Origin of the sequence: Microbacterium sp. OVT16B (assembly GCF_019969705.1) — a bacterium.
Classification (GTDB): Bacteria; Actinomycetota; Actinomycetes; order Actinomycetales; family Microbacteriaceae; genus Microbacterium; species Microbacterium natoriense.
In genome coordinates, this window is sequence record NZ_JAHXZA010000001.1 from 2014864 (window position 1) to 2036804 (window position 21941).

The 21941-nt window shown below is 67.4% G+C and carries 24 protein-coding genes; 12 read left to right on the plus strand and 12 right to left on the minus strand.

Features of this window, described 5'->3' with window-relative positions; genetic code table 11:
* Window positions 1-21: 21 nt before the first annotated feature.
* From LC438_RS09535 to LC438_RS09550, 4 genes are read left to right on the plus strand one after another with little or no spacing between them, the layout of a single operon-like run.
* Window positions 22-1050, plus strand: a complete 1029-nt coding sequence (locus tag LC438_RS09535; RefSeq protein ID WP_105677422.1) for an LLM class flavin-dependent oxidoreductase — start codon at window positions 22-24, stop codon at window positions 1048-1050.
* A gap of 36 nt (window positions 1051-1086) precedes the next feature.
* Window positions 1087-2439 carry an MFS transporter gene (locus LC438_RS09540; RefSeq protein WP_105677428.1) on the plus strand — a complete coding sequence of 451 codons (1353 nt, stop codon included), beginning with the start codon at window positions 1087-1089 and terminating at the stop codon, window positions 2437-2439.
* A gap of 35 nt (window positions 2440-2474) precedes the next feature.
* Entirely contained in the window at window positions 2475-3236 is a 762-nt protein-coding gene (locus LC438_RS09545; protein WP_223586414.1) for an SGNH/GDSL hydrolase family protein, read from the plus strand.
* 11 nt (window positions 3237-3247) lie between these two features.
* On the plus strand, window positions 3248-3988 hold the full coding sequence (locus LC438_RS09550) for a formylglycine-generating enzyme family protein (RefSeq protein ID WP_105677427.1): 741 nt from the start codon (window positions 3248-3250) through the stop codon (window positions 3986-3988).
* A gap of 35 nt (window positions 3989-4023) precedes the next feature.
* On the opposite strand, the gene LC438_RS09555 is transcribed toward LC438_RS09550, so the two are convergent.
* The 4 genes from LC438_RS09555 to LC438_RS09570 form a co-directional block, all read right to left on the minus strand.
* A complete protein-coding gene (locus tag LC438_RS09555; protein ID WP_223586415.1) occupies window positions 4024-5349 on the minus strand; it encodes a nitrate/nitrite transporter in 1326 nt (441 codons plus the stop codon).
* 61 nt (window positions 5350-5410) lie between these two features.
* Window positions 5411-5986, minus strand: coding sequence for a hypothetical protein (locus LC438_RS09560; RefSeq protein ID WP_223586416.1), 576 nt, complete (start codon window positions 5984-5986; stop codon window positions 5411-5413).
* Window positions 5987-6022: 36 nt separating this feature from the next.
* A complete protein-coding gene (locus LC438_RS09565; protein ID WP_223586417.1) occupies window positions 6023-6307 on the minus strand; it encodes a DUF1905 domain-containing protein in 285 nt (94 codons plus the stop codon).
* 24 nt (window positions 6308-6331) lie between these two features.
* Entirely contained in the window at window positions 6332-6712 is a 381-nt protein-coding gene (locus tag LC438_RS09570) for a DUF1761 domain-containing protein (RefSeq protein ID WP_223586418.1), read from the minus strand.
* A gap of 76 nt (window positions 6713-6788) precedes the next feature.
* Between LC438_RS09570 and LC438_RS09575 the strand changes: the two genes are divergently transcribed.
* Complete coding sequence (locus LC438_RS09575; protein WP_223586419.1) at window positions 6789-7415, plus strand: TetR/AcrR family transcriptional regulator; 627 nt, start codon at window positions 6789-6791, stop codon at window positions 7413-7415.
* A 142-nt stretch (window positions 7416-7557) separates the two neighbouring features.
* Window positions 7558-8094 carry an SMI1/KNR4 family protein gene (locus LC438_RS09580; RefSeq protein WP_223586420.1) on the plus strand — a complete coding sequence of 179 codons (537 nt, stop codon included), beginning with the start codon at window positions 7558-7560 and terminating at the stop codon, window positions 8092-8094.
* A gap of 103 nt (window positions 8095-8197) precedes the next feature.
* Here the strand turns inward: LC438_RS09580 and LC438_RS09585 are convergent, their stop codons facing one another.
* The gene (locus LC438_RS09585; protein WP_223586421.1) at window positions 8198-8659 is read right to left on the minus strand and encodes an NUDIX domain-containing protein; all 462 of its coding nucleotides are present in this window, start codon (window positions 8657-8659) and stop codon (window positions 8198-8200) included.
* 60 nt (window positions 8660-8719) lie between these two features.
* On the opposite strand from LC438_RS09585, the gene LC438_RS09590 reads away from it, so the two are divergent.
* Entirely contained in the window at window positions 8720-9565 is an 846-nt protein-coding gene (locus tag LC438_RS09590) for a bifunctional 2-polyprenyl-6-hydroxyphenol methylase/3-demethylubiquinol 3-O-methyltransferase UbiG (protein ID WP_105677513.1), read from the plus strand.
* A 4-nt stretch (window positions 9566-9569) separates the two neighbouring features.
* On the opposite strand, the gene LC438_RS09595 is transcribed toward LC438_RS09590, so the two are convergent.
* Genes LC438_RS09595 through LC438_RS09605 form a run of 3 tightly spaced genes read right to left on the minus strand, consistent with a single transcriptional unit; the run spans window position 9570 to window position 12754 of the window.
* Window positions 9570-11921 carry an excinuclease ABC subunit UvrA gene (locus LC438_RS09595; protein ID WP_223586422.1) on the minus strand — a complete coding sequence of 784 codons (2352 nt, stop codon included), beginning with the start codon at window positions 11919-11921 and terminating at the stop codon, window positions 9570-9572.
* A gap of 19 nt (window positions 11922-11940) precedes the next feature.
* On the minus strand, window positions 11941-12351 hold the full coding sequence (locus LC438_RS09600) for a VOC family protein (protein WP_223586423.1): 411 nt from the start codon (window positions 12349-12351) through the stop codon (window positions 11941-11943).
* A gap of 10 nt (window positions 12352-12361) precedes the next feature.
* Window positions 12362-12754, minus strand: coding sequence for a helix-turn-helix transcriptional regulator (locus LC438_RS09605; RefSeq protein ID WP_223587462.1), 393 nt, complete (start codon window positions 12752-12754; stop codon window positions 12362-12364).
* 181 nt (window positions 12755-12935) lie between these two features.
* Between LC438_RS09605 and LC438_RS09610 the strand changes: the two genes are divergently transcribed.
* Window positions 12936-13526, plus strand: coding sequence for an HdeD family acid-resistance protein (locus tag LC438_RS09610; protein WP_105675057.1), 591 nt, complete (start codon window positions 12936-12938; stop codon window positions 13524-13526).
* 68 nt (window positions 13527-13594) lie between these two features.
* On the opposite strand, the gene LC438_RS09615 is transcribed toward LC438_RS09610, so the two are convergent.
* A complete protein-coding gene (locus LC438_RS09615) occupies window positions 13595-14359 on the minus strand; it encodes an SDR family oxidoreductase (RefSeq protein ID WP_223586424.1) in 765 nt (254 codons plus the stop codon).
* A 120-nt stretch (window positions 14360-14479) separates the two neighbouring features.
* On the opposite strand from LC438_RS09615, the gene LC438_RS09620 reads away from it, so the two are divergent.
* From LC438_RS09620 to LC438_RS09635, 4 genes are all read left to right on the plus strand, one after another.
* On the plus strand, window positions 14480-14953 hold the full coding sequence (locus LC438_RS09620; RefSeq protein ID WP_105675053.1) for an NfeD family protein: 474 nt from the start codon (window positions 14480-14482) through the stop codon (window positions 14951-14953).
* A gap of 8 nt (window positions 14954-14961) precedes the next feature.
* On the plus strand, window positions 14962-15888 hold the full coding sequence (locus tag LC438_RS09625) for an SPFH domain-containing protein (protein ID WP_105675051.1): 927 nt from the start codon (window positions 14962-14964) through the stop codon (window positions 15886-15888).
* Window positions 15885-16661, plus strand: a complete 777-nt coding sequence (locus LC438_RS09630) for a glycerophosphodiester phosphodiesterase family protein (RefSeq protein ID WP_223586425.1) — start codon at window positions 15885-15887, stop codon at window positions 16659-16661. The genes LC438_RS09625 and LC438_RS09630 overlap by 4 nt, the downstream gene beginning before the upstream one ends.
* Before the next feature lie 105 nt (window positions 16662-16766).
* Window positions 16767-17150: an RNA polymerase-binding protein RbpA gene (locus LC438_RS09635; protein WP_105675046.1), complete on the plus strand. Its 384-nt coding sequence runs from the start codon at window positions 16767-16769 to the stop codon at window positions 17148-17150.
* On the opposite strand, the gene lnt is transcribed toward LC438_RS09635, so the two are convergent.
* The 3 genes from lnt to tatC are packed head-to-tail and all read right to left on the minus strand — an operon-like array spanning window position 17132 to window position 21903.
* The gene (lnt, locus tag LC438_RS09640) at window positions 17132-18670 is read right to left on the minus strand and encodes an apolipoprotein N-acyltransferase (protein ID WP_223586426.1); all 1539 of its coding nucleotides are present in this window, start codon (window positions 18668-18670) and stop codon (window positions 17132-17134) included. The two genes, LC438_RS09635 and lnt, sit on opposite strands and share 19 nt — an antisense overlap.
* A 12-nt stretch (window positions 18671-18682) precedes the next feature.
* Window positions 18683-21148 carry an RNA helicase gene (locus LC438_RS09645; RefSeq protein ID WP_223586427.1) on the minus strand — a complete coding sequence of 822 codons (2466 nt, stop codon included), beginning with the start codon at window positions 21146-21148 and terminating at the stop codon, window positions 18683-18685.
* The gene (gene tatC, locus LC438_RS09650; protein ID WP_105675071.1) at window positions 21145-21903 is read right to left on the minus strand and encodes a twin-arginine translocase subunit TatC; all 759 of its coding nucleotides are present in this window, start codon (window positions 21901-21903) and stop codon (window positions 21145-21147) included. The genes LC438_RS09645 and tatC overlap by 4 nt, the downstream gene beginning before the upstream one ends.
* Between the last annotated feature and the right edge of the window lie 38 nt (window positions 21904-21941).

Genomic DNA, 21941 nt, shown 5'->3' on the forward strand with positions numbered 1-21941 from the left:
ATCTGAATGGAAAGGGATGACATGAGCATCGAGTTCGGGCTGGACACCTTCGGCGACATCACCAGAGACGCGGGCGGCGACCTCCTCAGCGGCGCGCAGACGATCAGGAACGTCGTTGCGCAGGCAGAGCTGGCAGACGCCGTCGGCGTCGATTTCTTCGGCGTGGGGGAGCACCACCGTCCGGAGTTCGCCGTGTCCGCACCCGAGATGGTTCTCGCGGCGATCGCCGGGAAGACCGAGAACATCCGCCTGGGCACCGCCGTCACCGTGCTGTCATCGGACGATCCTGTCCGTGTCTTCGAGCGCTTCGCCACGCTGGATGCCGTCTCGAACGGCCGCGCGGAGGTCGTTCTCGGTCGCGGCTCGTTCATCGAGTCCTTCCCCCTCTTCGGATACGACCTGCGCGACTACGAGGCTCTCTTCGAGGAGAAGCTCGACCTGTTCGTCCAGCTCCTGAAGGAGGAGCCCGTCACCTGGTCGGGCACGATGCGCGCGTCGCTGGAGAAGGCGGATGTCTTCCCGAAGACGGAGAAGGGCCTGCGCACGTGGGTCGGCGTCGGCGGCAGCCCGGAGTCGGTCGTGCGCGTCGCTCGGCACGGGCTCGGGCTCATGCTGGCGATCATCGGCGGGCCCGCTGTGCGGTTCAAGCCGTTCGTCGATCTGTACCACCGCTCCGTCGCGTCCTTCGGGACGACGTCGCACCCCGTCTCCGTGCACTCGCCCGGCCACATCGCGGACACCGACGACGAGGCATGGGATGCCGCCTACACCGGCTTCGAGGCGATGAACAACACGATCGGACGCGAGCGCGGGTGGCCTCCGTACAGCCGGGCGCGCTTCCAGAACGACGTCGGCCCCGAGGGGGCGCTGTACGTCGGCTCGCCCGACCGCGTGGCGACGAAGATCGCCGACACCGTCAAGACTCTCGGCCTGGGTCGCTTCGACCTGAAGTACGCCACGGGGACCCTCTCGCACGAGGCGATGATGCGCAGCATCGAGCTCTACGGCACCGAGGTCATGCCGCGCGTGCGCAGACTCCTCGCCGACTGACGGGGGAGGAGCGGCACCGGCCCTACGATGAAGGACATGGCCAACACCTCTCTGCCGAGTCGTGCGTCTCTCGCCCAGCGCCTGGATGAGGTGCCGTTCACCAGGAGGCATCTGCGGCTCCTCACTGGTTCGGGTCTGGGCTGGGCGCTCGACGCGATGGATGTCGGGCTCATCTCGTTCATCCTCGCGGCGCTCACGCAGCAGTGGGGGCTGACGAAGCCCGAAGCCGGGTGGGTCGCCTCGGTGGGCTTCATAGGAATGGCCGTCGGCGCGACGCTCGGAGGGCTGCTGGCGGACCGCCTGGGGCGCCGCCAGGTGTTCGCCATGACACTGCTGATCTACGGGCTCGCGACAGGGGCGAGCGCGCTCGTCGGCGGACTGGCGATGCTCCTGGTGCTGCGCTTCTTCGTGGGACTCGGGCTGGGCGCTGAGCTGCCCGTGGCGTCGACCTACGTGAGCGAGTTCGCTCCTGTGAAGATCCGCGGGCGCCTGATCGTGATCCTCGAAGCGTTCTGGGCGGTCGGGTGGACGGCCGCGGCGTTGATCGGCTTCTTCGTGATCCCGGCATCCGACGACGGCTGGCGCTGGGCCTTCGCGCTGGGGGCGATCCCCGCGGCGTACGCGCTGTTCGTGCGGTGGGGTATGCCGGAGTCGCCGCGCTGGCTCGCCATGCGCGGCCGCATCGCGGAGGCCGAGCGGATCGTCGTGTCCTTCGAGCTCGATGCGGGAATCGTGGCGGGTCCGGCGATCAGGAGGGAACCGCCGTCCAGGGCGATCACCGCGACCACGAGGTCACGCGTCACGACGCTGTGGCATCCGGAGTTTCGACTCCGCACGGTCTGCCTGTGGGTGGTGTGGCTGGGGGTCAATTTCGCCTACTACGGCGCCTTCATCTGGATACCGAGCATCCTCGTCGACGCGGGTTTCGATCTGGTCCGGTCGTTCGGGTTCACGCTGATCATCACACTCGCCCAGCTTCCGGGGTACGCCGTGGCCGCATGGCTGATCGAGGTCTGGGGGCGGCGCAGCACGCTCTCGGTGTTCCTCGTCGGGGCTGCGATCTCCGCGGTGTTCTTCGGCACGGCGAGCACGGCCGGCACGATCATCGCCGCGGGGATGGCGCTGTCCTTCTTCACTCTCGGTGCATGGGGTGCGCTCTACGCCGTGACTCCGGAGGTCTACCCCACGTCTCTGAGGGCGACGGGCGCAGGATGGGCGGCCGGCATCGGGCGGGTGGCGTCGATCATCGCGCCGCTCGCGGTTCCGGCACTGCTGCTCATGGGAGGCGCGCCCCTCGTCTTCGTGATCTTCGGCATCTGCTTCCTCGTCGCCGCGCTGGCGGCCTGGGGTCTCAGCGACCGGAAGGGGCAGTCGCTGGACGACCGCTGAGCGCCGATGTCGCCACCCGGCAATAGGCTGAGGGGGTGGCAGATGTACGTTTCGTGGCGATCGGCGACTCCTTCACGGAGGGTGTCGGCGACGTCCTCCCGGACGGGCGGGAGCGCGGCTGGGCAGACCTGACCGCGCAGGGCTGGGCGGATGCCGCGGGGCACACGATCCAGTACGCGAATCTCGCGATCCGGGGCAAGCTCGCCTGGCCGATCGTCCAGCAGCAGCTCGAGGCTGCGCTGGCTCTGCGTCCGACGCACCTCTCGTTCAACGGCGGGGGCAACGACGTGCTCAGGCCCCGAGCCGATGTCGAGCACATCGCCGACGCCTTCAGCCGCGTGCTGCGACGTTGCGACGAAGAGGGCGTGACCCTCATCCTGCTCTCCGGAGCGAACCCGAGCGGGCAGCTGCCGATGGGCAAGGTGTTCCAGAAGCGCGGAGATCTCTTGTCGGATGCCGTGCTGCGGCGGGTCGCCGAGCGTCCGGACGTCGTCACGGCGCTGAACTGGGGCGATCACGAGCTCTACCGACCGCAGTACTGGTCGGAGGATCGTCTTCACATGAACGCGGCCGGGCATCATCGCGTGGCCGCTCGCGTTCTGCACGCGCTCGGATTCGAGCCGCCGGAGAGCTGGTGGGCGCCGCGGGACGAACGGGGGATGGGCCCGGGCGGACTTGCGTACTATCGCGAATTCGTCGGGCCGTGGGTCAAACGGCGTGTGACAGGGACGTCGTCGGGGGATGGGCGCACCGCGAAGTACCCCGACTGGGTCGAGCGGACGCCACGGACGCCGTGACCGACATCGAGATGCGCCGGATCGCCGGCGGTGCCGTCACCCTGCACGACGCGCGACGCAAGGTCGAGCGTCTCGTCGAGGTGGAACCTTTCGAGATCGGTGTCTTCCCGATCACCGAGGAGCAGCTCGCCGAGGTGCTGCCGGTGCCGTCACGGCATCCGCGTCGTCCGGCGTCCGACCTGAGCTGGCTGAGAGCGGTGCATTTCTGCAACGCCGCATCGGAGTGGGAAGGACTCGACCCCGTCTACCGGTTCGACGGAGAGGACGTCAGCTGGGATGTGACCGCAGAGGGATACCGGCTGCCCACCGAGGCGGAGTGGGAGTTCGCCTGCCGCGCGGGCTCGACGGGCCCCCATTACGCGCCTCTCGCCGATGCGGCGTGGACCGGTGCGGACGGGGTCGCCTCTCCTCAGGATGTCGGCGGGAAGCTCCCGAACCTCAATGGCCTGTTCGACACCCTCGGCAACGTCTGGGAGTGGTGCTGGGATCTGCTGGACCCTGCGCGCTACGACGACTACCGCGTGTTCCGCGGGGGCGGCTTCGCGGATGATGCATGGAGCGTGCGCGCATCGGTCCGACGCGGGGGAGCGCCCCGCATGCATCATGAAGACGTCGGTCTCCGGGTCGCGAGAGGCGCCTTCGACACCCCTGGCGACGCGCAGGGGTGGTCGGTGAGGGCGGACGAGGAGAGAGCGGTCTTCGACGGCCCTGTGCCGTTCGGGTGGACGCCGCTCAGACGCCCCACCCGGTGACCTTCGTCCGGCCTCAGAGTCGCCGTTCGAGGCCGTCAACGACGCCGTTCGGGATCCAGGCCGACGCGGATGCGAGTGCGCTTGCGCTCGATGAGGATGAACACGGTGCCGAGGATCCACAACGGGATCGGCATGAGGAACGCGACGCGGAACGCATCGAGCGTGTAGGTGGCGGGTGTTCCCGCGCCCTGCAGATCGAGCGCGAGTCCGATCAGGAAGATCGCGATGAGTGCCGCGATGAAGCCACCCGCATTCGTCACGCCCGTCGCAGTGCTCAGCCGGTGTGACGGGTTGTGCGTGCGGGCGTGGTCGAAGGCGATCATGGAGGCGGGGCCTCCGGTCGCGAGCGCGACGGCGAGCACGTACAGCATCCACTCGGGCGCTCGCGTGGGGAGCGCGATCACCGCGACCCAGGCGACCAGCTGGATGCCGACGGCGGGCAGGACGAGCCCGAAGGAGCGCTGGTTCGGCATGCGCCGAGACAGGTCGCCGATCACCGGGCCGAGTGCCATGCCCGCGACGACATACACCGAGATGATCGCCGCGGCATGCGCCGTGTCGAGCCCTTGCGCTGCGGTGAGGAACGGCATTCCCCAGAGCAGGACGAACGCGGTGCCGGCGAACGGCGTGGTGAAGTGGGACCAGAACGCGAGGCGGGTGCCCGGGTGCGCCCATGCGGCTCGGATGCCGACACCGGTGTCGATGGCGGAGGTGACGACGCGGATGACCCCCGTGTCCGTGTCGACGGTGACATCCGCACCGCGCTCGGGCGGATGGTTGCGGATGACGAGGAAGACGAGGATCGCGAACAGCACTCCGAGTCCCGCGATGCTTCCGAAGGTGACCGTCCAGCTGGTGGCGTGCAGGAACGCGGCGAGCGGAACGAGCGCGACCAACTGCCCCGCCTGCCCGAGGATGCCGGTGAACTGCACCATCAGCGGCCCCCGCTGTGCCGGGAACCAGGTCGCCACGAGACGGAGCACCGCAGGGAAGATCGCGGCATCGCCTGCCCCGAGCAGGATGCGGGCGAGGATCGCGATGCCGATGCTGGGGGAGACCGCCATGGTCAGCTGCCCCGCCGCCATCAGGATCATGCCGATGGTCATGATCGGGCGCGAGCCGTACTTGTCGAGAAGGACGCCGACCGGAATCTGCATCCCGCCGTAGACCGCCAACTGCACGACGGCGAAGAGCGCGAGCGTCGAGGCGTCGGCTTGGAACCGGTCTGCAGCATCGACGCCGACGGCGCCCAGCGAGGTGCGATTCGTGATGGCCAGGACATAGGCGGCAACGCCGACGGACCAGATGAGCCAGGCCCGCCATCCCGGTGTCGCTGCGGGGGAGACGTGTACCTGCTTCACGGTTCAACGCTACTCCTGCTCGGCGGTTCGGATCGCGCCACCCGGCGTCGCGGAACGCAGGTCAGTCGACGACATCCGATCCGAAAGCGAGAAGCGACCACGGCCGACAGGTGTCGGGACCGACGTCGGGTGCGCTCCCGATGCGCTGAACATCGACCGGGCCGAACTCGTGGAGGAAGTAGTCGACCAGATCGTTCACATAGACGATCACGTCGGACTGCCACACCGAGAAGACAGGGGCCCCACCGGAAAAGGGGTGCGCCGGCAGGTAGCGGTGCGCGAAGATCGGCACCAGCATCGGCCACGTTGCGATTCGATCGGCAGCGATCTGGAACTGTTCGGCACGGGTATCCGGCTTCTTCGGCCAGGTCGAAGGCCAGAAGGAATCGTGCTCGACGTCGAAGAGGAGCCCTTCCAAGGGCCAGGCCAGACGCGCCTCGATGCTCGCTGGGCTCTCGTTTCGCCAGTCCAACCAGCGTTCTCCCGTGGGCTGGACGGTCTCGAGAAGACGTCGATGGTCGGGGTTGAATTCGAATCCGAATCGTTCTTCGACACCGATGATCTCGGTGGGGCTGAGCCCAGCCTCGAGGGTCACGCCCCGCGCAGTGAGGATGGTGACGCAGTCATCGATGGACACGGCCCAATCCTAGGCATGTGCCTCGCACGGAGCCGCTCAACTCCGACGACCGGTCAGATGGACGGTGACGGCGTCTCCATCGGTCTTGCCGATCGTCTTCCTGATCACAGCCGCGACGGGCAGCTTGTGGGTTCCGTCACCGAGAGCCATGAAAGCGCCCCGGAATGGCACGTCATCGATGGTCCCCTCGACCTTGACGAGGCCCCGAGTGGCGAAGATCGATGCCGAGTCCGGCAGCTGCACACAGGTCCACGTGTCTCCGGCGCGAACCTTTCCCAGTGTCGCGGTGAAGGTGATGTCCAAGGGGGTCGTGCTGGTCATGAGGTTCTCCGATCGGGCTTCGTGTCAGAGGAAGAGGCCGATGATGACCCCGATGAGCGTGAGCTTGATGATCCAGTCGAGCAGATGCACGCCGGCTGCCGACAGGGCGGTGTTCTCATGCACCACGCCGCCCATGAGGAGGATGAGGGGGAGTGTGGAAAGGGCGAGGCCGAGCGATGCGCCCGTCGCAGGGCCGTGCCAGTCGGCGGCCAGCATCAGCCCGGCGATCAACACGGAGGCGAGGATGCTCCGCAGCAGCACGCTGAGCATCTGGACGACGACGGGGAGACCGGGTCTCGGCGTCGCCGTTCGCGCGATGAGCGCAGAGACGGCGGGTATCGCATAGAGGGCGGCGCTGGCGAGGAATGAGGCTACCGACGCGACAAGGATTCCGATGACGATCATGACGCTCCTTTAGTACCGATTAGTACTGAATGTTATTCCGCCTACTTTAGAACTGTCAAGTACTAAAGTAGTGACCATGACAGACAGCGTTCGCGGCCCCGGCCGACCTGCGGGGAGTTCCGGTGCCGACTTGGTCGCGGTCGCTCGAGGGGTGTTTCTGGAGCGTGGATACGCCGGGACCTCGATGGATGAGGTCGCCAAGCGCGCGAAGATCTCGAAGGCGTCCCTGTACCGGGAGCACTCGTCGAAGCCGGCCCTCTTCGCCGCGGTCGTGCGCGATTGGGCGCACGCGGGGAGGGATGCGATGCGGCCGGCATTGGCACGCCTGGGGGAGAGTGGTGACGTGAGGGCAGGGCTCGTGGAACTGGGGGAGACGATGCGAGCGGGCATCCTCAGCGCCCCCGTGCTGGAGATGCGTCGGCTGGTGACGGCTGAGGCCACGGCGCACCCGGATGTGGCGGAGCGGTACCTCGCGGAGAGCTGGAACGCGAACATCGAGAACCTCGCCGCAGCGCTTCAGGGGATCAGCGAGCAGGGGCGGCTTCAGATCGAGGATGCTCACGCGGCTGCGGAGCAGTTCACCTGGCTCGTGATCGGCGCCCCGCTGAACGCGCAGTTGCTCGGAGGCGCTCCCGCTGGTGTCGACGTCTCACGCGCGGTCGAGCTGTTCCTCGCAGGTTACGGGGTCGACGGCTCTCGCTGAGCGTCCATGCGCCGACACGTCCGGTCAGGGGAGTGCGGACAGGACGATCTCGTGGTCCCACTCATCCGTGAGCACCGATCGCAGCCGGCCGTCGACACTCCCGACGCAGTGCCACCGAGCCGCCGACGGATACCCTTCAGGGGTGGACAACGAGAATCCGTGGAAGCTCTCCATCAGCGAGCTGCCCGAGCCGACACTGGATGAGGGCACGCTCACCAATCACCGGCTGCCGGACGGCGCAGGATTTCCGCCGTCGTACGTTTCTTTCGTCCGCTCGTTCGGCTGGGGGCGGCTGTTCGGTCTCTGGCTCATCTACACACCGGCCCCTTCGGGATTCGGTGACGGCGTGGTGGGTCGAGGCCAACACCTGACCGATCGATTGCATGAGGACTTCGATGAGGGCCGGACAGAGGGGTACGACTGGAAGGTCGAACCCCACGGCTCGTGGGAGATCGCGCAGCGACTTATGGTCTTCGCCATGAGCGAGAACGGCGACTATCTCGCCTGGGACACCGGCGCCCGCGATGGCGATGATGATGAGCTGACGATATATCACACGACCCGATTCGACTCGCTGACGAACATCGGCCGAGACCTGCACGAGGCGATCGAATGGCTTCGAGCACGCCACCGTGATTCGAGTGTCGATTTCACGCCGTTGACTCTCACCGCGCTGTGAGCGTCACTTCGACTGGTTCAGGCGACGGCGCCGTCAGGGGAGGACGCGTCGGGCAGTCCCGGGACGCTTCTCACGTGACCTGACATAATGTGCATTATCGGCATTACCTCACGAGGTCGCTGGGCAGGTCGCGTATCCACTCGTTCGCGGCCGCGGGGTACAGCGGAACCGTGAGCTGAGCGTCATCGAACGGACGCCACACGACAGGGACCGTCGAGCCGTCGGATTCCGTGAGCGTGCCGCCTTCGCTGGGCGGCATGTACGCCAGACGTCCGGTGTACAGCGCGACGATCTCGTGACCGAGCTCACCGTTGAACCGGAAGATGTTCTCGACGACGCCCACATGCACCAGATCCAGGATCTCGGAGTCGAGTTCCTCCCGAACCTCGCGGATGATCGCCTCACGATGGGTTTCTCCGAGCTCGACGCTGCCGCCGACGAGCCGGTCGTATCCGTCCGGGTTCTCCGTGGTCGGAGCGTTTCTGCTGACGAGGTGCCGGGATCCATCGGGATGCGGTGCGATGAGCATCGTCTTGACGCGGATGTACGAGCGATCTACGGACATCCGTCCATTCTCCCGCTGCACCGACAGCCCGGCGTGCACCACGGCGGATAGGCTCGCATCGTGAACGAGAGCAACGTGGAGATCGGGTGGGAGGATGCGCGGGCGACGAACCGGGAGAACTGGGAGGATCGCGTGCCGCTGCACCAAGAGGCGTACGGGCTGGACGCGTACGACGATCCCGCGCACCTGAGCGATGTGGTCCGCGCGGATCTCACCGCCCTTGCGCCGTTCCTTCCCGCGGAGAGCCTCGCCGGGCTCGACCTGTGCCACCTGCAGTGTCATATCGGCACCGACACGGTCTCGTTGGCGCGCGCTGGCGCGATCGTCACGGGTGTGGACTTCTCCCCCTCTGCGCTCCACGCGGCGTCGAGGCTGGCGGACCGTGCAGGTGTCGACGCGACCTGGGTCGAGACCGATGTCCTCGACGCCCGACGTGCCGTGACCGGAGATTTCGACGTGGTCTACACGAGCATCGGGACCATCACCTGGCTCGACGACCTGGACCGATGGGCGGCGCAGATCGTCGCGCTCCTTCGGCCTGGCGGCACGTTCTTCATCCGCGACGGTCATCCTCTGCTCTATGCGCTTGATGAGGACTCACCGACGCTGGCCCTCCGCTACCCGTACTTCGGCGACGGCACCGCGCAGCAGTGGGACGACGAATCCACGTACGTCGGCGACGGCACGCTCGCGCATCCGCGAACCTACGAGTGGCCGCATCCGCTCTCCGAGATCCTCGGCGCCCTGCTCAGGGCAGGCCTGAGGCTGCTCCACTTCGACGAGGGGAAGACGCTCCCGTGGCGGTTCAGTCAACGGATGATCGAGGTGCCGGACGGTTTCGCCTGGCCGGAGGCGGAGCAGAACCTCGTCCCGTGCACCTACACGATCATCGCGCGCCGCGACTGACCGTTCACGCCCCGACGTACTCGGCGAGGTGCTCCCCCGTCACCGTCGCCCTGTCGGCGACGAGATCGGCCGGAGTGCCCTCGAACACGACCCGGCCGCCGTCGTGACCTGCGCCGGGACCGATGTCGATGATCCAGTCGGCGTGAGCCATGACAGCCTGGTGGTGCTCGATGACGATGACCGTCTTGCCCGATTCCACCAGTCGATCCAGGAGCCCGAGGATGTTCTGCACATCGGCGAGGTGGAGTCCGGTGGTGGGTTCGTCGAGGACGTAGATGTCGCCCTTCTCCCCCATCTGGATCGCGAGCTTGATCCGCTGACGCTCGCCACCTGACAGCGTCGACAGCGGCTGTCCGAGCGAGAGGTAGCCGAGTCCGACGTCCTGGAGCCGTCCGAGGATCGCCGCGGCCGCCGGCAGCTTGGCCTCACCCTCGGAGAAGAACACGCGCGCCTCGGCGACCGGCAGGTCGAGCACCTCGGTGATGTCCTTGCCCGCGAGCTTGTACTCCAGCACGCTGGCCTGGAAGCGCTTCCCGCCGCAGTCCTCGCACGGCGTCTCGATGGTGTCCATGAAGCCGAGCTCGGTGATGATCACGCCCGCTCCCTTGCAGGTGGGGCACGCTCCCTCGGAGTTGGCGCTGAACAGCGCAGGCTTCACGCCGTTCGCCTTCGCGAATGCCTTGCGGATCGGCTCGAGCAGGCCCGTGTAGGTGGCGGGGTTGCTGCGACGGGAGCCCTTGATGGCCCCCTGGTCGATGGCGACGACGCCGTCGCGCTTCGAGACGGAGCCGTGGATGAGGGAGCTCTTGCCGGAGCCGGCGACGCCGGTCACGACCGTGAGCACGCCCTTGGGGATGTCGACGTCTACGTCCTGCAGATTGTTCGCCGTCGCTCCCCTCACCTCGATGGCTCCGTCGCCCGTGCGCACGGAGTCCTTGAGAGCCGCCCGGTCGTCGAGATGCGCGCCGGTCTTGGTCCCGCTCGCCTTGAGACCTTCGACGGTGCCCTCGAAGCAGATCTCGCCGCCGGCGCTGCCTGCGCCTGGTCCGAGGTCGACGACGTGGTCGCCGATGGCGATCGTCTCGGGCTTGTGCTCGACGACCAGCACGGTGTTGCCCTTGTCGCGCAGACGCAGCAGCAGGGAGTTCATGCGCTGGATGTCGTGCGGGTGCAGGCCGATGGTCGGCTCGTCGAACACATAGGTCACGTCCGTGAGGGATGAGCCGAGGTGACGGAGCATCTTGATGCGCTGCGCCTCTCCCCCCGACAGCGTGCCCGACGGGCGCTCCAGCGACAGGTAGCCGAGACCCAGAGTGACGAAGGCGTCGAGATTCGCGCTCAAGGCCTCGAGCAGCGGCCCCGCACCGGGCAGATCCAGCCCGCGCACCCAGGCCGCGAGGTCGGTCACCTGCATCCGGCATGCGTCGGCGATGCTGACGCCGTCGATCTTCGATGAGCGGGCGCCCTCCGTCAGACGGGTGCCGTCGCATTCGGGGCAGACCGCGAACGTGGCGACGCGCTCGACGAACGCGCGGATGTGCGGCTGCAGTGCGTCGAGGTCCTTGGAGAGCATCGACTTCGTGATCTTGGGGATGAGACCCTCGTAGGTCATGTTGATCCCGGAGATCTTGACCTTCGTGACCTCGCCGTAGAGGAAGAGGTGCCGCTGCTTCTCGCTGAACGCGGCGATCGGCTTGTCAGCCGGGTAGAACCCCGACTGCGAGAAGCCCTTCACCATCCATCCGTCGGCGGTGTAGCCGGGCACCATGATCGCGCCCTCATCGAGGGACTTCGACTCGTCGACGATCTGAGCGAGGTCGAGATCGGAGACCGCTCCCCTCCCCTCGCACCGCGGGCACATGCCGCCGAGGTAGATCGCGTCCTTGACGATCTTCTTCTCCCCGCCGGGGCCCGTCATCACACCGCTGGCCTTCTGGGTGGGGATGTTGAAGGAGAACGCGGTCGGGCCGCCGATGTACGGCTGCCCCAGCTTGGAGAAGAGGATGCGCAGCATCGCGTTCGCGTCGGTGACCGTGCCGACCGTCGAGCGCGGGTTCGCTCCGAGGCGCTCCTGGTCGACGATGATGGCGGTGGTGAGCCCCTCGAGCACGTCGACGTCGGGACGAGGCACGGACGGCATGAAGCCCTGCACGAAGGCGCTGTAGGTCTCATCGATCATCCGGCGCGACTCCGCGGCGATGGTGTCGAACACCAGGGAGCTCTTCCCCGAACCGGACACCCCGGTGAAGACGGTGAGGCGCCGCTTCGGGATCTCCACGCTCACGTCTTTGAGGTTGTTCTCACGCGCGCCCTGCACGCGGATCAGGTCATGGGTGTCGGCGGCGTGCTGCTGCATCCTCTTGCTCTTCTCTCGATCAGGCGGTCTGCTGCAGACGCACCATGTTTCCGGCCGGATCGCGGAATGCGCAATCGCGGATGCCGTAGGGCTGGTCGATCGGCTCCTGGACGACGTCGGCGCCCCTCGCTTCGATCTCAGCGTACGCGGCGTCGACATCCGACGTCGCCAGGACGATCCCGCCGTAGCTGCCCTTCGCCATGAGCTCGAGGATCGTGGCGCGCTCCCCTTCGCTGATGCCGGGATCGACCGCGGGCGGCGTGAGGACGATGGCGGTGTCGGGCTGGCCGACCGGACCGACGGTGACCCACCGCATCTGCTCGTACCCGACGTCCTTGCGGACCTCGAATCCGAGCACGTCACGGTAGAAGGCGACGGATGCCTCGGCGTCCGTGTGCGGGAGGAAGCTGGCGTTGATGGTGATGTTCATGCCCACGACGCTACCGATCCCCTCGCTCCGACACTTCTCGATTCCTGATCGGTCTCGTCGCCTGCTTCTCCACCCACGAGGGGATGCCGGGTCCGGGCTCGGGATGACGGCGGTACTCGCGCGGCGACCGGCCGACGAGCTCCGAGAAGCGCGTGCTGAAGGTGCCCAGGGATTGGAACCCCACCTCGAAGCACACCTCGGTCACGCTGAGGTCGCCCCGTCGGAGCAGAGCCATCGCGCGCTCGATCCGACGCGTCATCAGGTAGGCGTACGGTGACTCCCCGTAGGTCTCGCGGAATTTGCGGCTGAGGTGCCCCGCCGACATGTGCACGCCGGCGGCGAGGGCCGGGACGTCGAGCGGCCTGGCGTACTCGCGATCGATCCGGTCGCGCACGCGCCGCATGGCCGAGAGCTCGCGCAGCCGGGCATCGTCGACAGGGGTCACGTTCCGATACTGCCATGTCGTCGGATCACGGCCTATGACCGTGTGCAACGCCCCGCCGTCGCGCGTCCCCGCGCGCGGAACGGTCAGCGCTACAGTGTTGGGCATCCCTCACAGGATCTTCCCAGAAAGGATCCACATCATGTCCGAATCTCTCGTCGCAGACGCCAAATCCGCCTTCAAGGCCATCCGCGTCTCCCTGGCCGTCTCCGGTGTGCTGTCGCTCATCGCCGGCATCGTGCTCCTGGTCTGGCCCGTCAAGTCGGCCGTCATCGTCACCGGCATCTTCGCCACCTACCTGATCATCGCGGGCGTCGTCTACGTCGGCCTCGGGATCTTCTCGAAGGCGAAGGGCGGCTGGGCCCGCGTCGGCCACATCCTGCTCGGTCTCCTCTACGTCGTCGCCGGCGTCATCGCGTTCGCGAACCTCAAGGAGGCGGCGCTCACGCTCGCCCTCATCACCGTCATCTTCATCGGCGTCAGCTGGCTGTTCGACGGCATCGTGTCCCTGACGCTGCTCGGCAGCGACGGATCACGCGTCTGGACCCTGCTGTACGCGATCCTCAGCATCGTCGCCGGCGTCTACGTGCTCTTCAACGTGCTTGCCGCCGGTCTCGTGCTGTGGGTGTTCCTCGGCGTCTCGCTCGTCGTGCTCGGCCTGGTGCAGATCATCCGCGCCTTCACCCTCGGTCGCGATGCGAAGATCGTCACGCAGGCGGTCGCGGGCGAGTAGTCACGCCCCTCACGCAGAAGCGGCCCCGTCCTTCGAGGACGGGGCCGCTTCTTTGCGTGAGCAGACGGTTACTCGGCGGCGAATCCGCTGATGTCGCCGACCAGACGGGTGTTGTCTGCCGGGACGGGATCGATCGCGGCCTGGGCCACCTCCGCGGCGAACTCCGAGACGTTGTAGAGCTTGCCCGCCGACTCGCGGCGCTCGGAGATGGCACCGGGGTTTGCACGCTCGAGGAGCGTGGCGGTGATGGTGCCCTCGATCATGTCGCCCGAGACGACGGTGAAGCCGATGCCCTTCTCGGCGAGCCCGGGGATGAGCTCACGGAGCGCGTCCTCTCCTGCGCGCTTCGAGAGCGCGACCGGGAGGTACTCCGGCATCGTGGGAGTGGTGCGGATGAAGTGCGCCTGGTGGCTGGTCACGAACACGACGCGCGCGCCGTCGCCCAGGAGGGGTGTCGCGGCGTTCAGGACGTTGAGTTGCGCGTCGCGGTTGAGGGTGAGCGCGTAGTCCTCGGCCATGCCGGACTCCATGCCGCCGGAGGCGTTGAGAACGAGGACGTCGAGGCGTCCGAACTCGGACCGCACCTGGTCGAACATCGCGGAGACGGATGCCGGGTCGGTCAGGTCGGCGCCGACCACGAGCACCCGACGACCGAGCGCGCGCAGCTCGTTCGCGAGCTTCTCGGCACGCGGCGCCTTGTTGCGGAAGTTGATGACGACGTCGGCTCCGGCCTCGGCGAAGTAGCGCACGGTGTCGGCGCCGATGCCCCGCGATGAGCCGGTGACAAGGGCGACCTTGCCATCGAGGGAACCTGCGGGAAGAACGTCGGTCACGGTGACTCCTCATGATGCGTGAACGCCGCGATGACGCGGCTCTCTCACATTACCAACTGCCCTCCGTCGCGCCGTGCCGCGGCGTCGGCCGCGTGATAGGTTGACCGAAAAGGAGGCCGCATGAACGAATTCTCCGTCTTCATCGACCTGATCGAGAACTGGGCGTGGGTCGGCTGGATCATCCTGATCGCCGTATTCCTCGTCATCGAGATGCTCTCGCTCGACTTCACCTTCCTCATGCTCAGCCTGGGCAGCGCCGTCGGGCTGGTGAGTGATCTCTTCGGCATCCCCGCCTGGGCGCAGGTGATCATCGCGATCGCTGCGACAGCGATCTTCATCCTCTTCCTCCGGCCGCCGCTCTTGAAGCGTCTCCATCGAGGTGAAGACCCCACGAAGTCGAACGTCGATGCTCTCATCGATCTGCGGGGTCTCGCCCTGCAGGAGGTGACGCAGATCTCGGGCCAGGTCAAGCTCAGCAATGGTGACACCTGGACCGCCCGCACGTTCGCGCCGATCGCCATCCCGGAGGGCGCGAGGATCGCGGTCACCGAGATCAACGGCGCCACCGCCATCGTCCGTCCCGTCAACGACTAGGAGCCTCCGTGGACGACACATCGTTCATTCCGACCGCGATCCTCTGGATCGTGATCATCGCACTGATCATCTTCCTGATCGTCACCCTCGCTCGATCCATCCGCATCATCCCGCAAGCCACGGCCGGCGTCGTGGAGCGACTGGGCAAGTATCACAAGACGCTCATGCCCGGCCTCAACCTCCTGGTTCCGTTCATCGACCGGCTCCGTCCGCTCATCGACATGCGCGAGCAGGTCGTCTCGTTCCCTCCGCAGCCGGTGATCACCGAAGACAACCTGGTCGTCTCGATCGACACGGTCGTGTACTTCCAGGTGACGGATGCCCGGGCCGCGACCTATGAGATCGCGAACTACCTCGGCGCGGTCGAGCAGCTCACGACCACGACGCTCCGCAACGTGGTCGGTGGCCTGAACCTCGAGGAGGCGCTGACCAGCCGTGACAACATCAACGGCCAGCTCCGCGTCGTCCTCGACGAAGCCACCGGCAAGTGGGGCATCCGCGTCGGTCGCGTCGAGCTGAAGGCGATCGACCCGCCCCTCTCCATCCAGGACTCGATGGAGAAGCAGATGCGCGCGGAGCGTGACCGTCGCGCCGCGATCCTGACCGCCGAGGGTTCCAAGCAGTCGCAGATCCTCGAGGCCGAGGGTCAGCGGCAGGCCGCGATCCTCCAGGCCGAGGGTGACAAGCAGGCCGCCGTGCTCCGTGCACAGGGTGAGGCCGAGGCGATCCAGAACGTGTTCACGGCGATCCACCAGGGGCAGCCGGACGACAAGCTCCTCGCCTACCAGTACCTGCAGATGCTCCCGAAGATCAGCGAGGGCCAGTCGAACAAGCTCTGGATCATCCCGAGCGAGCTCACCGAGGCCCTGAAGGGCATCGGCAGCGCGTTCACGCCCAAGCCCGGCCAGCCGCCGACGAACTTCCCGGGCGCGTGACCCACCCGTACTTCGAGAAGGCACGGCATCCCCGAGTCCTCGCCCATCGCGGCCTCATCACCGCGGCGGGCGAGGACTCCGGTGTCTGGGAGAACACCGCCGCCGCCTTCGCCGCCGCCCACGCCGCCGGGGTGGAGTACATCGAGACGGACTGCCACGTCACCGCGTCCGGTGAGGTGGTGCTGTTCCACGACCCGACCCTGACGCGCCTCACCGGTGACGATCGTGCGATATCCACCGTGACCACCCGCGAGTTGCGCCGGCTCTTCGCCGACCACGGCGGTCTCCTGACCGTGGAAGAGGCGCTGAGCACGTTCCCGGGCATCCGCTTCAACATCGACGTGAAGACAGATGCCGCCGCCGACCCGCTCGGACCGATCCTCGCGCCTCACGCCGATCGCGTGCTCGTCACGAGCTTCTCGGACGCCCGTCGGCGCAGGGCCGTCGCGGCCGTCCTCAGGTCCGGCTCGAGCATCCGACCGGCGACGTCGGCCGGCAGCGGCACGATCGCGTCGCTTCTCGCCCTGTCGACTCTCCGCCTCTCCCCCGCGAAGGTCCTCCAGGAGATCGATGCCGTGCAGATCCCGGAGAAGCAGGCCGGTCTGAGGGTGTTGAGCCCGGCGCTGATCAGGGCGGCGCATCGCCACGGCGTGGAGGTGCACGTATGGACGATCAACGAGCCCGATGACATGACCCGCATCGTCGCCCTCGGCGCCGACGGCGTCGTCTCGGACCGCGCCGGCGTGGCGCTTCGGGTTCTCGCGCCCGAATAGCCTTCTGCGCTGGGATTCGGCTGTGAATCCTGAGCAGAAGGCGTCCGCTCGGATGAAGCGCACAGGCTGGAGCGTTATACCTGACAGCGACGAGAGGACCACACAATGGCAGATCGCAGCCTACGCGGCATCCGACTCGGCGCCCAGAGCCTACAGAGCGAAGAGGGCGTCGTTTTCATGGAGCGCCGTGAGACCACCTACACCTGTGACACCTGCGGCCACGTGACGAACCTGATGTTCGCGGCCGATGCAGAGCCGCCGCAGACCTGGGAATGCCGCTCCTGCGGCGCGGAGGCCCGCCTGAACGTCGACGGCCAGGCCGTCACGCTCGAGGCCACCGATGAGAAGGCCGCGCGCACGCACTGGGACATGCTCCTGGAGCGACGGACGCGGGCAGAGCTCGAGGAGCTCCTCGAGGAGCGTCTCGCGTACATCCGCGGCCGCCGCGGCGCCGGCGAAGACCCGACGCGTCAGAAGATCGGCGCCTGAGAGCGCCGGGCGCGCCACCACCCGACCACGAGCGCGCCCAGTCCGCCCCAGAGCAGCAGCTGCTGCAGCCAGGGGCCCACGACCACTCCCCCAGTGAGGCCGGTGCGGAGCTCGACATCCTCGAGCATCGCGCCGGCCTCATCCGCGTCCAGGCTCGTGACCGTCGACCCGTCGGCCCTGATGATCTGGCTCGTTCCGACGGTCGAGACGTTGACCACGCTGCGCCCCGTCTCGATCGCCCTCATGCGTGCGAAGGCGAGCTGCTGCAGGTTCTCGTCGGTGCCCCGGAAGTCGGCGTTGTTCGTCTGGAACACGAGCACCTGTGCGCCGTCCTGCACGCCCTCGTGGATCAGGTCGTCGTAGATGACGTCGAAGCAGATCGCCAGTCCCACCTTGACGCCGTCGATGTCGACGATCGGCGGATTCGTGCCCGGCGTGTATTCGCGACCGATCAGTCCGATCAGGTCGGGGACGATCGCGTTGTAGAAGGCCCGGTCAGGGACGTACTCCCCGAACGGCACGGGATGGCGCTTGTCGTGGATCTGGTCAGCGCTCCCCTCCGACGTCCAGAGCATGGAGGTGTTGTAGAACAGATCGCCGCGCCCCGTGGCGGCATTCGCGAGAAGAGGTGCACCGATGCGCGCGCTCACGTAGGACATCCTTCGCGCGAGGGCGCCGTACTCGAACGGATCGGCGTCGAGAGACCCCTCGGGCCAGACGAGCAGGTCGACGTCCTCGCCGTACAGCGGCTCGGTGGCGGCGGTCTGCGCGTCGATCACCGCAAAGGGCTCCCGGTCGTCGAAGTACCCGGTGGGCCCGTTTCCCTGCACCGCGGCGATCCGCATCGAGCCGCTGGGGGCCGTCGGGAAGAGCGGAGTAAACAGGAGCACGAGCACGAGCGCCGCGGGGACGACGAAACGGAGCGGCCTGTTCCAGAGCCGGAGCCTCACCGCCTCGATGAGCATCGCGACGAGAAGCACCATCAGGAAGCTGAGGCCGCTGACTCCCACCCACGAGCTCACGGGGGCCAGCGGGCTCTCGGCCTGACTCATGCCGAGACCCGCCCAGGGGAAACCCCCGTACGGCCAGTTACCGAGGAAGAGCTCTCGCCCTACCCAGAGCGCTGCGACGACGGAGGGCAGCAGAACCAGGCGCGCGGTGGGCCCGGAGAACGCCTGAGGAAGCCACCGGTAGGCCAGGGCGAGCGGAACGATCGCGAGGGCCGTGAGACCGCCCTCGACGACGCTGAGAGCGCCCCAGGGGATCGGTCCGAGGTAGCGCGAGGTCCAGGACACGAGAAGCGCGAAGAACAGGATGCCGTATACGAGACCGACAAGGAGTGCTCCCCCCGCGCGCCGACCGATCACGCTGAGCAGCAGCAGCGCCGTGGCGGGAAAGGCGAGGATCCACACCGCGGCCCCGGGATACGAGAGGTGCATGAGCACCGCGGCACCGGCCGCCGAGAGGACAGCAGCCCAGAGCGGGAGCAGAGGGCGCGGCCGCGCCGGAGAATCGGACATCACGTCCTATTCTCACATCGACGAATATGCGACGATGCCGCGGCGCACGCCGTCGAGGGCTGCGCGGGCGTTGCGCGCGAGCGCGGCATCCTCTGCGACGATCGACAGCTGATCGAGCAGGTCGATCGTCTGCTTCGCCCAGCGCACGAAGTCACCGGCGGCCATGTCGGCGTCGATCAGCACGCGGTCGAGCATCCCTCCGCGCGCCCAGGAGTGCATCGCTCCGGCGAGTCCCGGCGCCAGCGGCTCGGAGCCGGGAAGGTGGTGGTCCTTCTCCAGGTCGTCGAGCTCGGCCCACAGCATGGTCGTCTTCTCGTAGGCGACCCGGAAGGCGCCCCGAGGGAGGTCGCGCTCCCCCGAGTTCGCCTCGTCGCGACGGGGTTCGTAGACGAGGCAGCACGCCATGGCGGCGAGTGAGGGGGCGTCGAGTCCCGACCACAGGCCCTGGCGGAGCGACTCGGCGACGAGGAGATCGCGCTCACCGTAGATGCGGCGCATCGTCCGACCGGCATCCGTCAGCGTCGTCTCCCCCGCGGCGTCGACCGTCAGGTAGTCGAGAGTCTCGAGGACCTCGACGACCCTGTCGAACACGCGCGCGACGGTGCCCGTGCGGGTCTCGATCTGGCGGCGGATACGGTCCGTCTGGCGCTTGAGCTTCCAGTAGCGCTCCGCCCAGCGCGCGTGCGCCTCCCGATCAGGACACCTGTGGCATCCGTGCCGCTGCATCTGCCCGCGGAGGGACTGGATGCGCTTCATCCGCTTCTCCCGTGCGCCTCGCGGGGCGTGGGAGTCCTGACGGTTCTTCTTCTCGAGGTCGCTGAGTTCGCGGCGGATCGCGGCGTACTCGGTGAAGTCACCGTGATCGCAGGCCATCGACTTCTGGTACCCGGCCAGCGACTCCTCGGCCTCGCGCACCTGTCTCGCCAGCCCGACCACCGAGCGATCCGCCTGGAACTGCGCGAACGACGATTCCAGGATCTGGCGCGCGCGGGTCTTCCCGAACAGATCGATCAGGTTGACGGCCATGTTGTACGTCGGGCGGAAGCTGGAGTTGAGCGGATAGGTCCGTCGCGAGGCGAGAGCGGCGACAGCCTGCGGATCCATGCCCTCGGTCCACTGCACGACCGCATGGCCCTCGACATCGATCCCCCGTCGGCCGGCGCGACCGGTGAGCTGGGTGTACTCGCCCGACGTGATGGCGACACGGGCCTCGCCGTTGAACTTCTCCATCTTCTCGAGCACGACCGTGCGCGCCGGCATGTTGATGCCGAGCGCCAGCGTCTCCGTCGCGAACACGACCCTGACGAGCTTGCGCTGGAAGAGCTCCTCGACGACCTCCTTGAACGCGGGTAGCAGGCCGGCATGGTGAGCGGCGACACCGCGTTCGAGGTTGTCCAGCCACTCCCAGTAGCCGAGCACGCCGAGATCCTCGTCCTGCAGGGTCCGCGTGCGCTCCTCGACGATAGCCCTGATCTCTGCGCGCTCCTCCGTGGTCGTCAGTCGCACGCCGGAGCGGCGGACCTGCTGCACGGCGGCATCGCATCCGACGCGACTGAAGATGAAGAAGATCGCCGGAAGCAGGTTCGCGCGATCCAAGAGGTGCACGACCTCGGGCCGGTCCATGCGCTCGATGCGCCGCGCGTTGGGTCGGCTCCCGCCGCGTTGCGGACGCTGGGCGTTCCGCCCGGCGTGCCGGTTGCTGTTGTACGCCTGCGCGCGGCGGTTGTTCTCGTAGTTCGAGCCGGTGAAGGAGCGGATGCGCATGAGCTCCTGGTTCACCGTGGTCGTGGCGAGGCCGGCCCGCTCATCGAACAGCGGCAGCAGGTCGTCGCGCACGAGGACGTGCTGCTCGAGAGGGACCGGACGGATCTCCGACACGATGACCTCGGTGTCGCCGCGCACGGTGTCGAGCCAGTCGCCGAACTCCTCGGCGTTCGACACGGTCGCGCTGAGGGAGACGAGGCGGACGTGCTGAGGGAGGTGGATGATCACCTCTTCCCACACCGCACCGCGGAATCGGTCGGCGAGGTAGTGCACCTCGTCCATGATCACGTAGCGCAGGTCGCGCAGCGCGGGTGAGTCGGCGTAGATCATGTTGCGCAGCACCTCGGTCGTCATGACGACGATGCGCGCGTTGCCGTTGATGTTCGTGTCGCCGGTGAGGAGGCCGACCTGGTCCGCGCCGTACACATCGACGAGCTCGCGGAACTTCTGGTTCGACAGCGCCTTCATCGGCGTCGTGTAGAACGCCTTGTCTCCGGGGGTCTGCATCGCCAGGTGGATGGCGAACTCCCCCACGATGGTCTTCCCCGCCCCGGTCGGCGCAGCGACGAGCACGCTGCGGCCCTGCTCCAGGGCATGGCATCCGGCGACCTGGAACGGATCGAGATCGAAGCGCTGCTTCGCTGCGAACGCACGGGTCTCCGGATGCTCCGATGCGTCGCGTGCCGCGGCGTAGCGGTCGGAAGGAGACGTCATGCGGCGTCGGGCAGCAGACCGGCCGCCTTGTCGCGCTTGCGCTTGCGGCGGTCGAACAGGACGGAGACGAATGCCGCCGCGAAGTACAGGAGCACGAGGATCCCCGCCAGCATGAGCATGCTCACGATGTCGGCCGCCGGCGTCGCGAGGGCGCCGAAGACCGCGGCCACCAGGACCGCGATGCGCCAGCCTTTGAGGATGTCCCGACCGGTCATCACGCCGGCGAGGTTCAACGCCACGAGGAACACCGGCAGGACGAAGGAGACGCCGACGACGATCATCAGCTTGAACACGAAGTCGTAGAACGTCGACGCCTCGTAGAGGTTGTTTCCGCCCTCAGGGGTGAACCCGGCCATCAGCTCGATCACGTGCGGGACGACGAGCGTGCCGACGTAGCAGCCGGCGAAGAAGAGCGGAATCGCCGCGCCGACGAATCCGACCGTATAGCGGATCTCCTTCTTCGTGAGCCCAGGCATGATGAACGCCCAGATCTGCCAGAGCCAGACGGGAGCAGAGAGGAAGAGCCCGATCGAGAACGCGATCCGCATGCGGAGATCGAACGGGCTGGTCACCGAGGAGAATGTCAGCGCCACGATCTGGTCGCCGCGCTCTTCGGCGATCTTGCGTACAGGCTCGGTGATGAAATGGATGATGGGGTCGGTCACGAGGAACGCGACCACCATGCCGAGGACCAGCGCGATGGCAGCGATGATCAACCGCTTGCGCAGCTCAACGAGATGCGCGCCGAGCGACATGCGGCGTTCGGCGCGCCCGTCGCTCTCAGCCTGCGCGG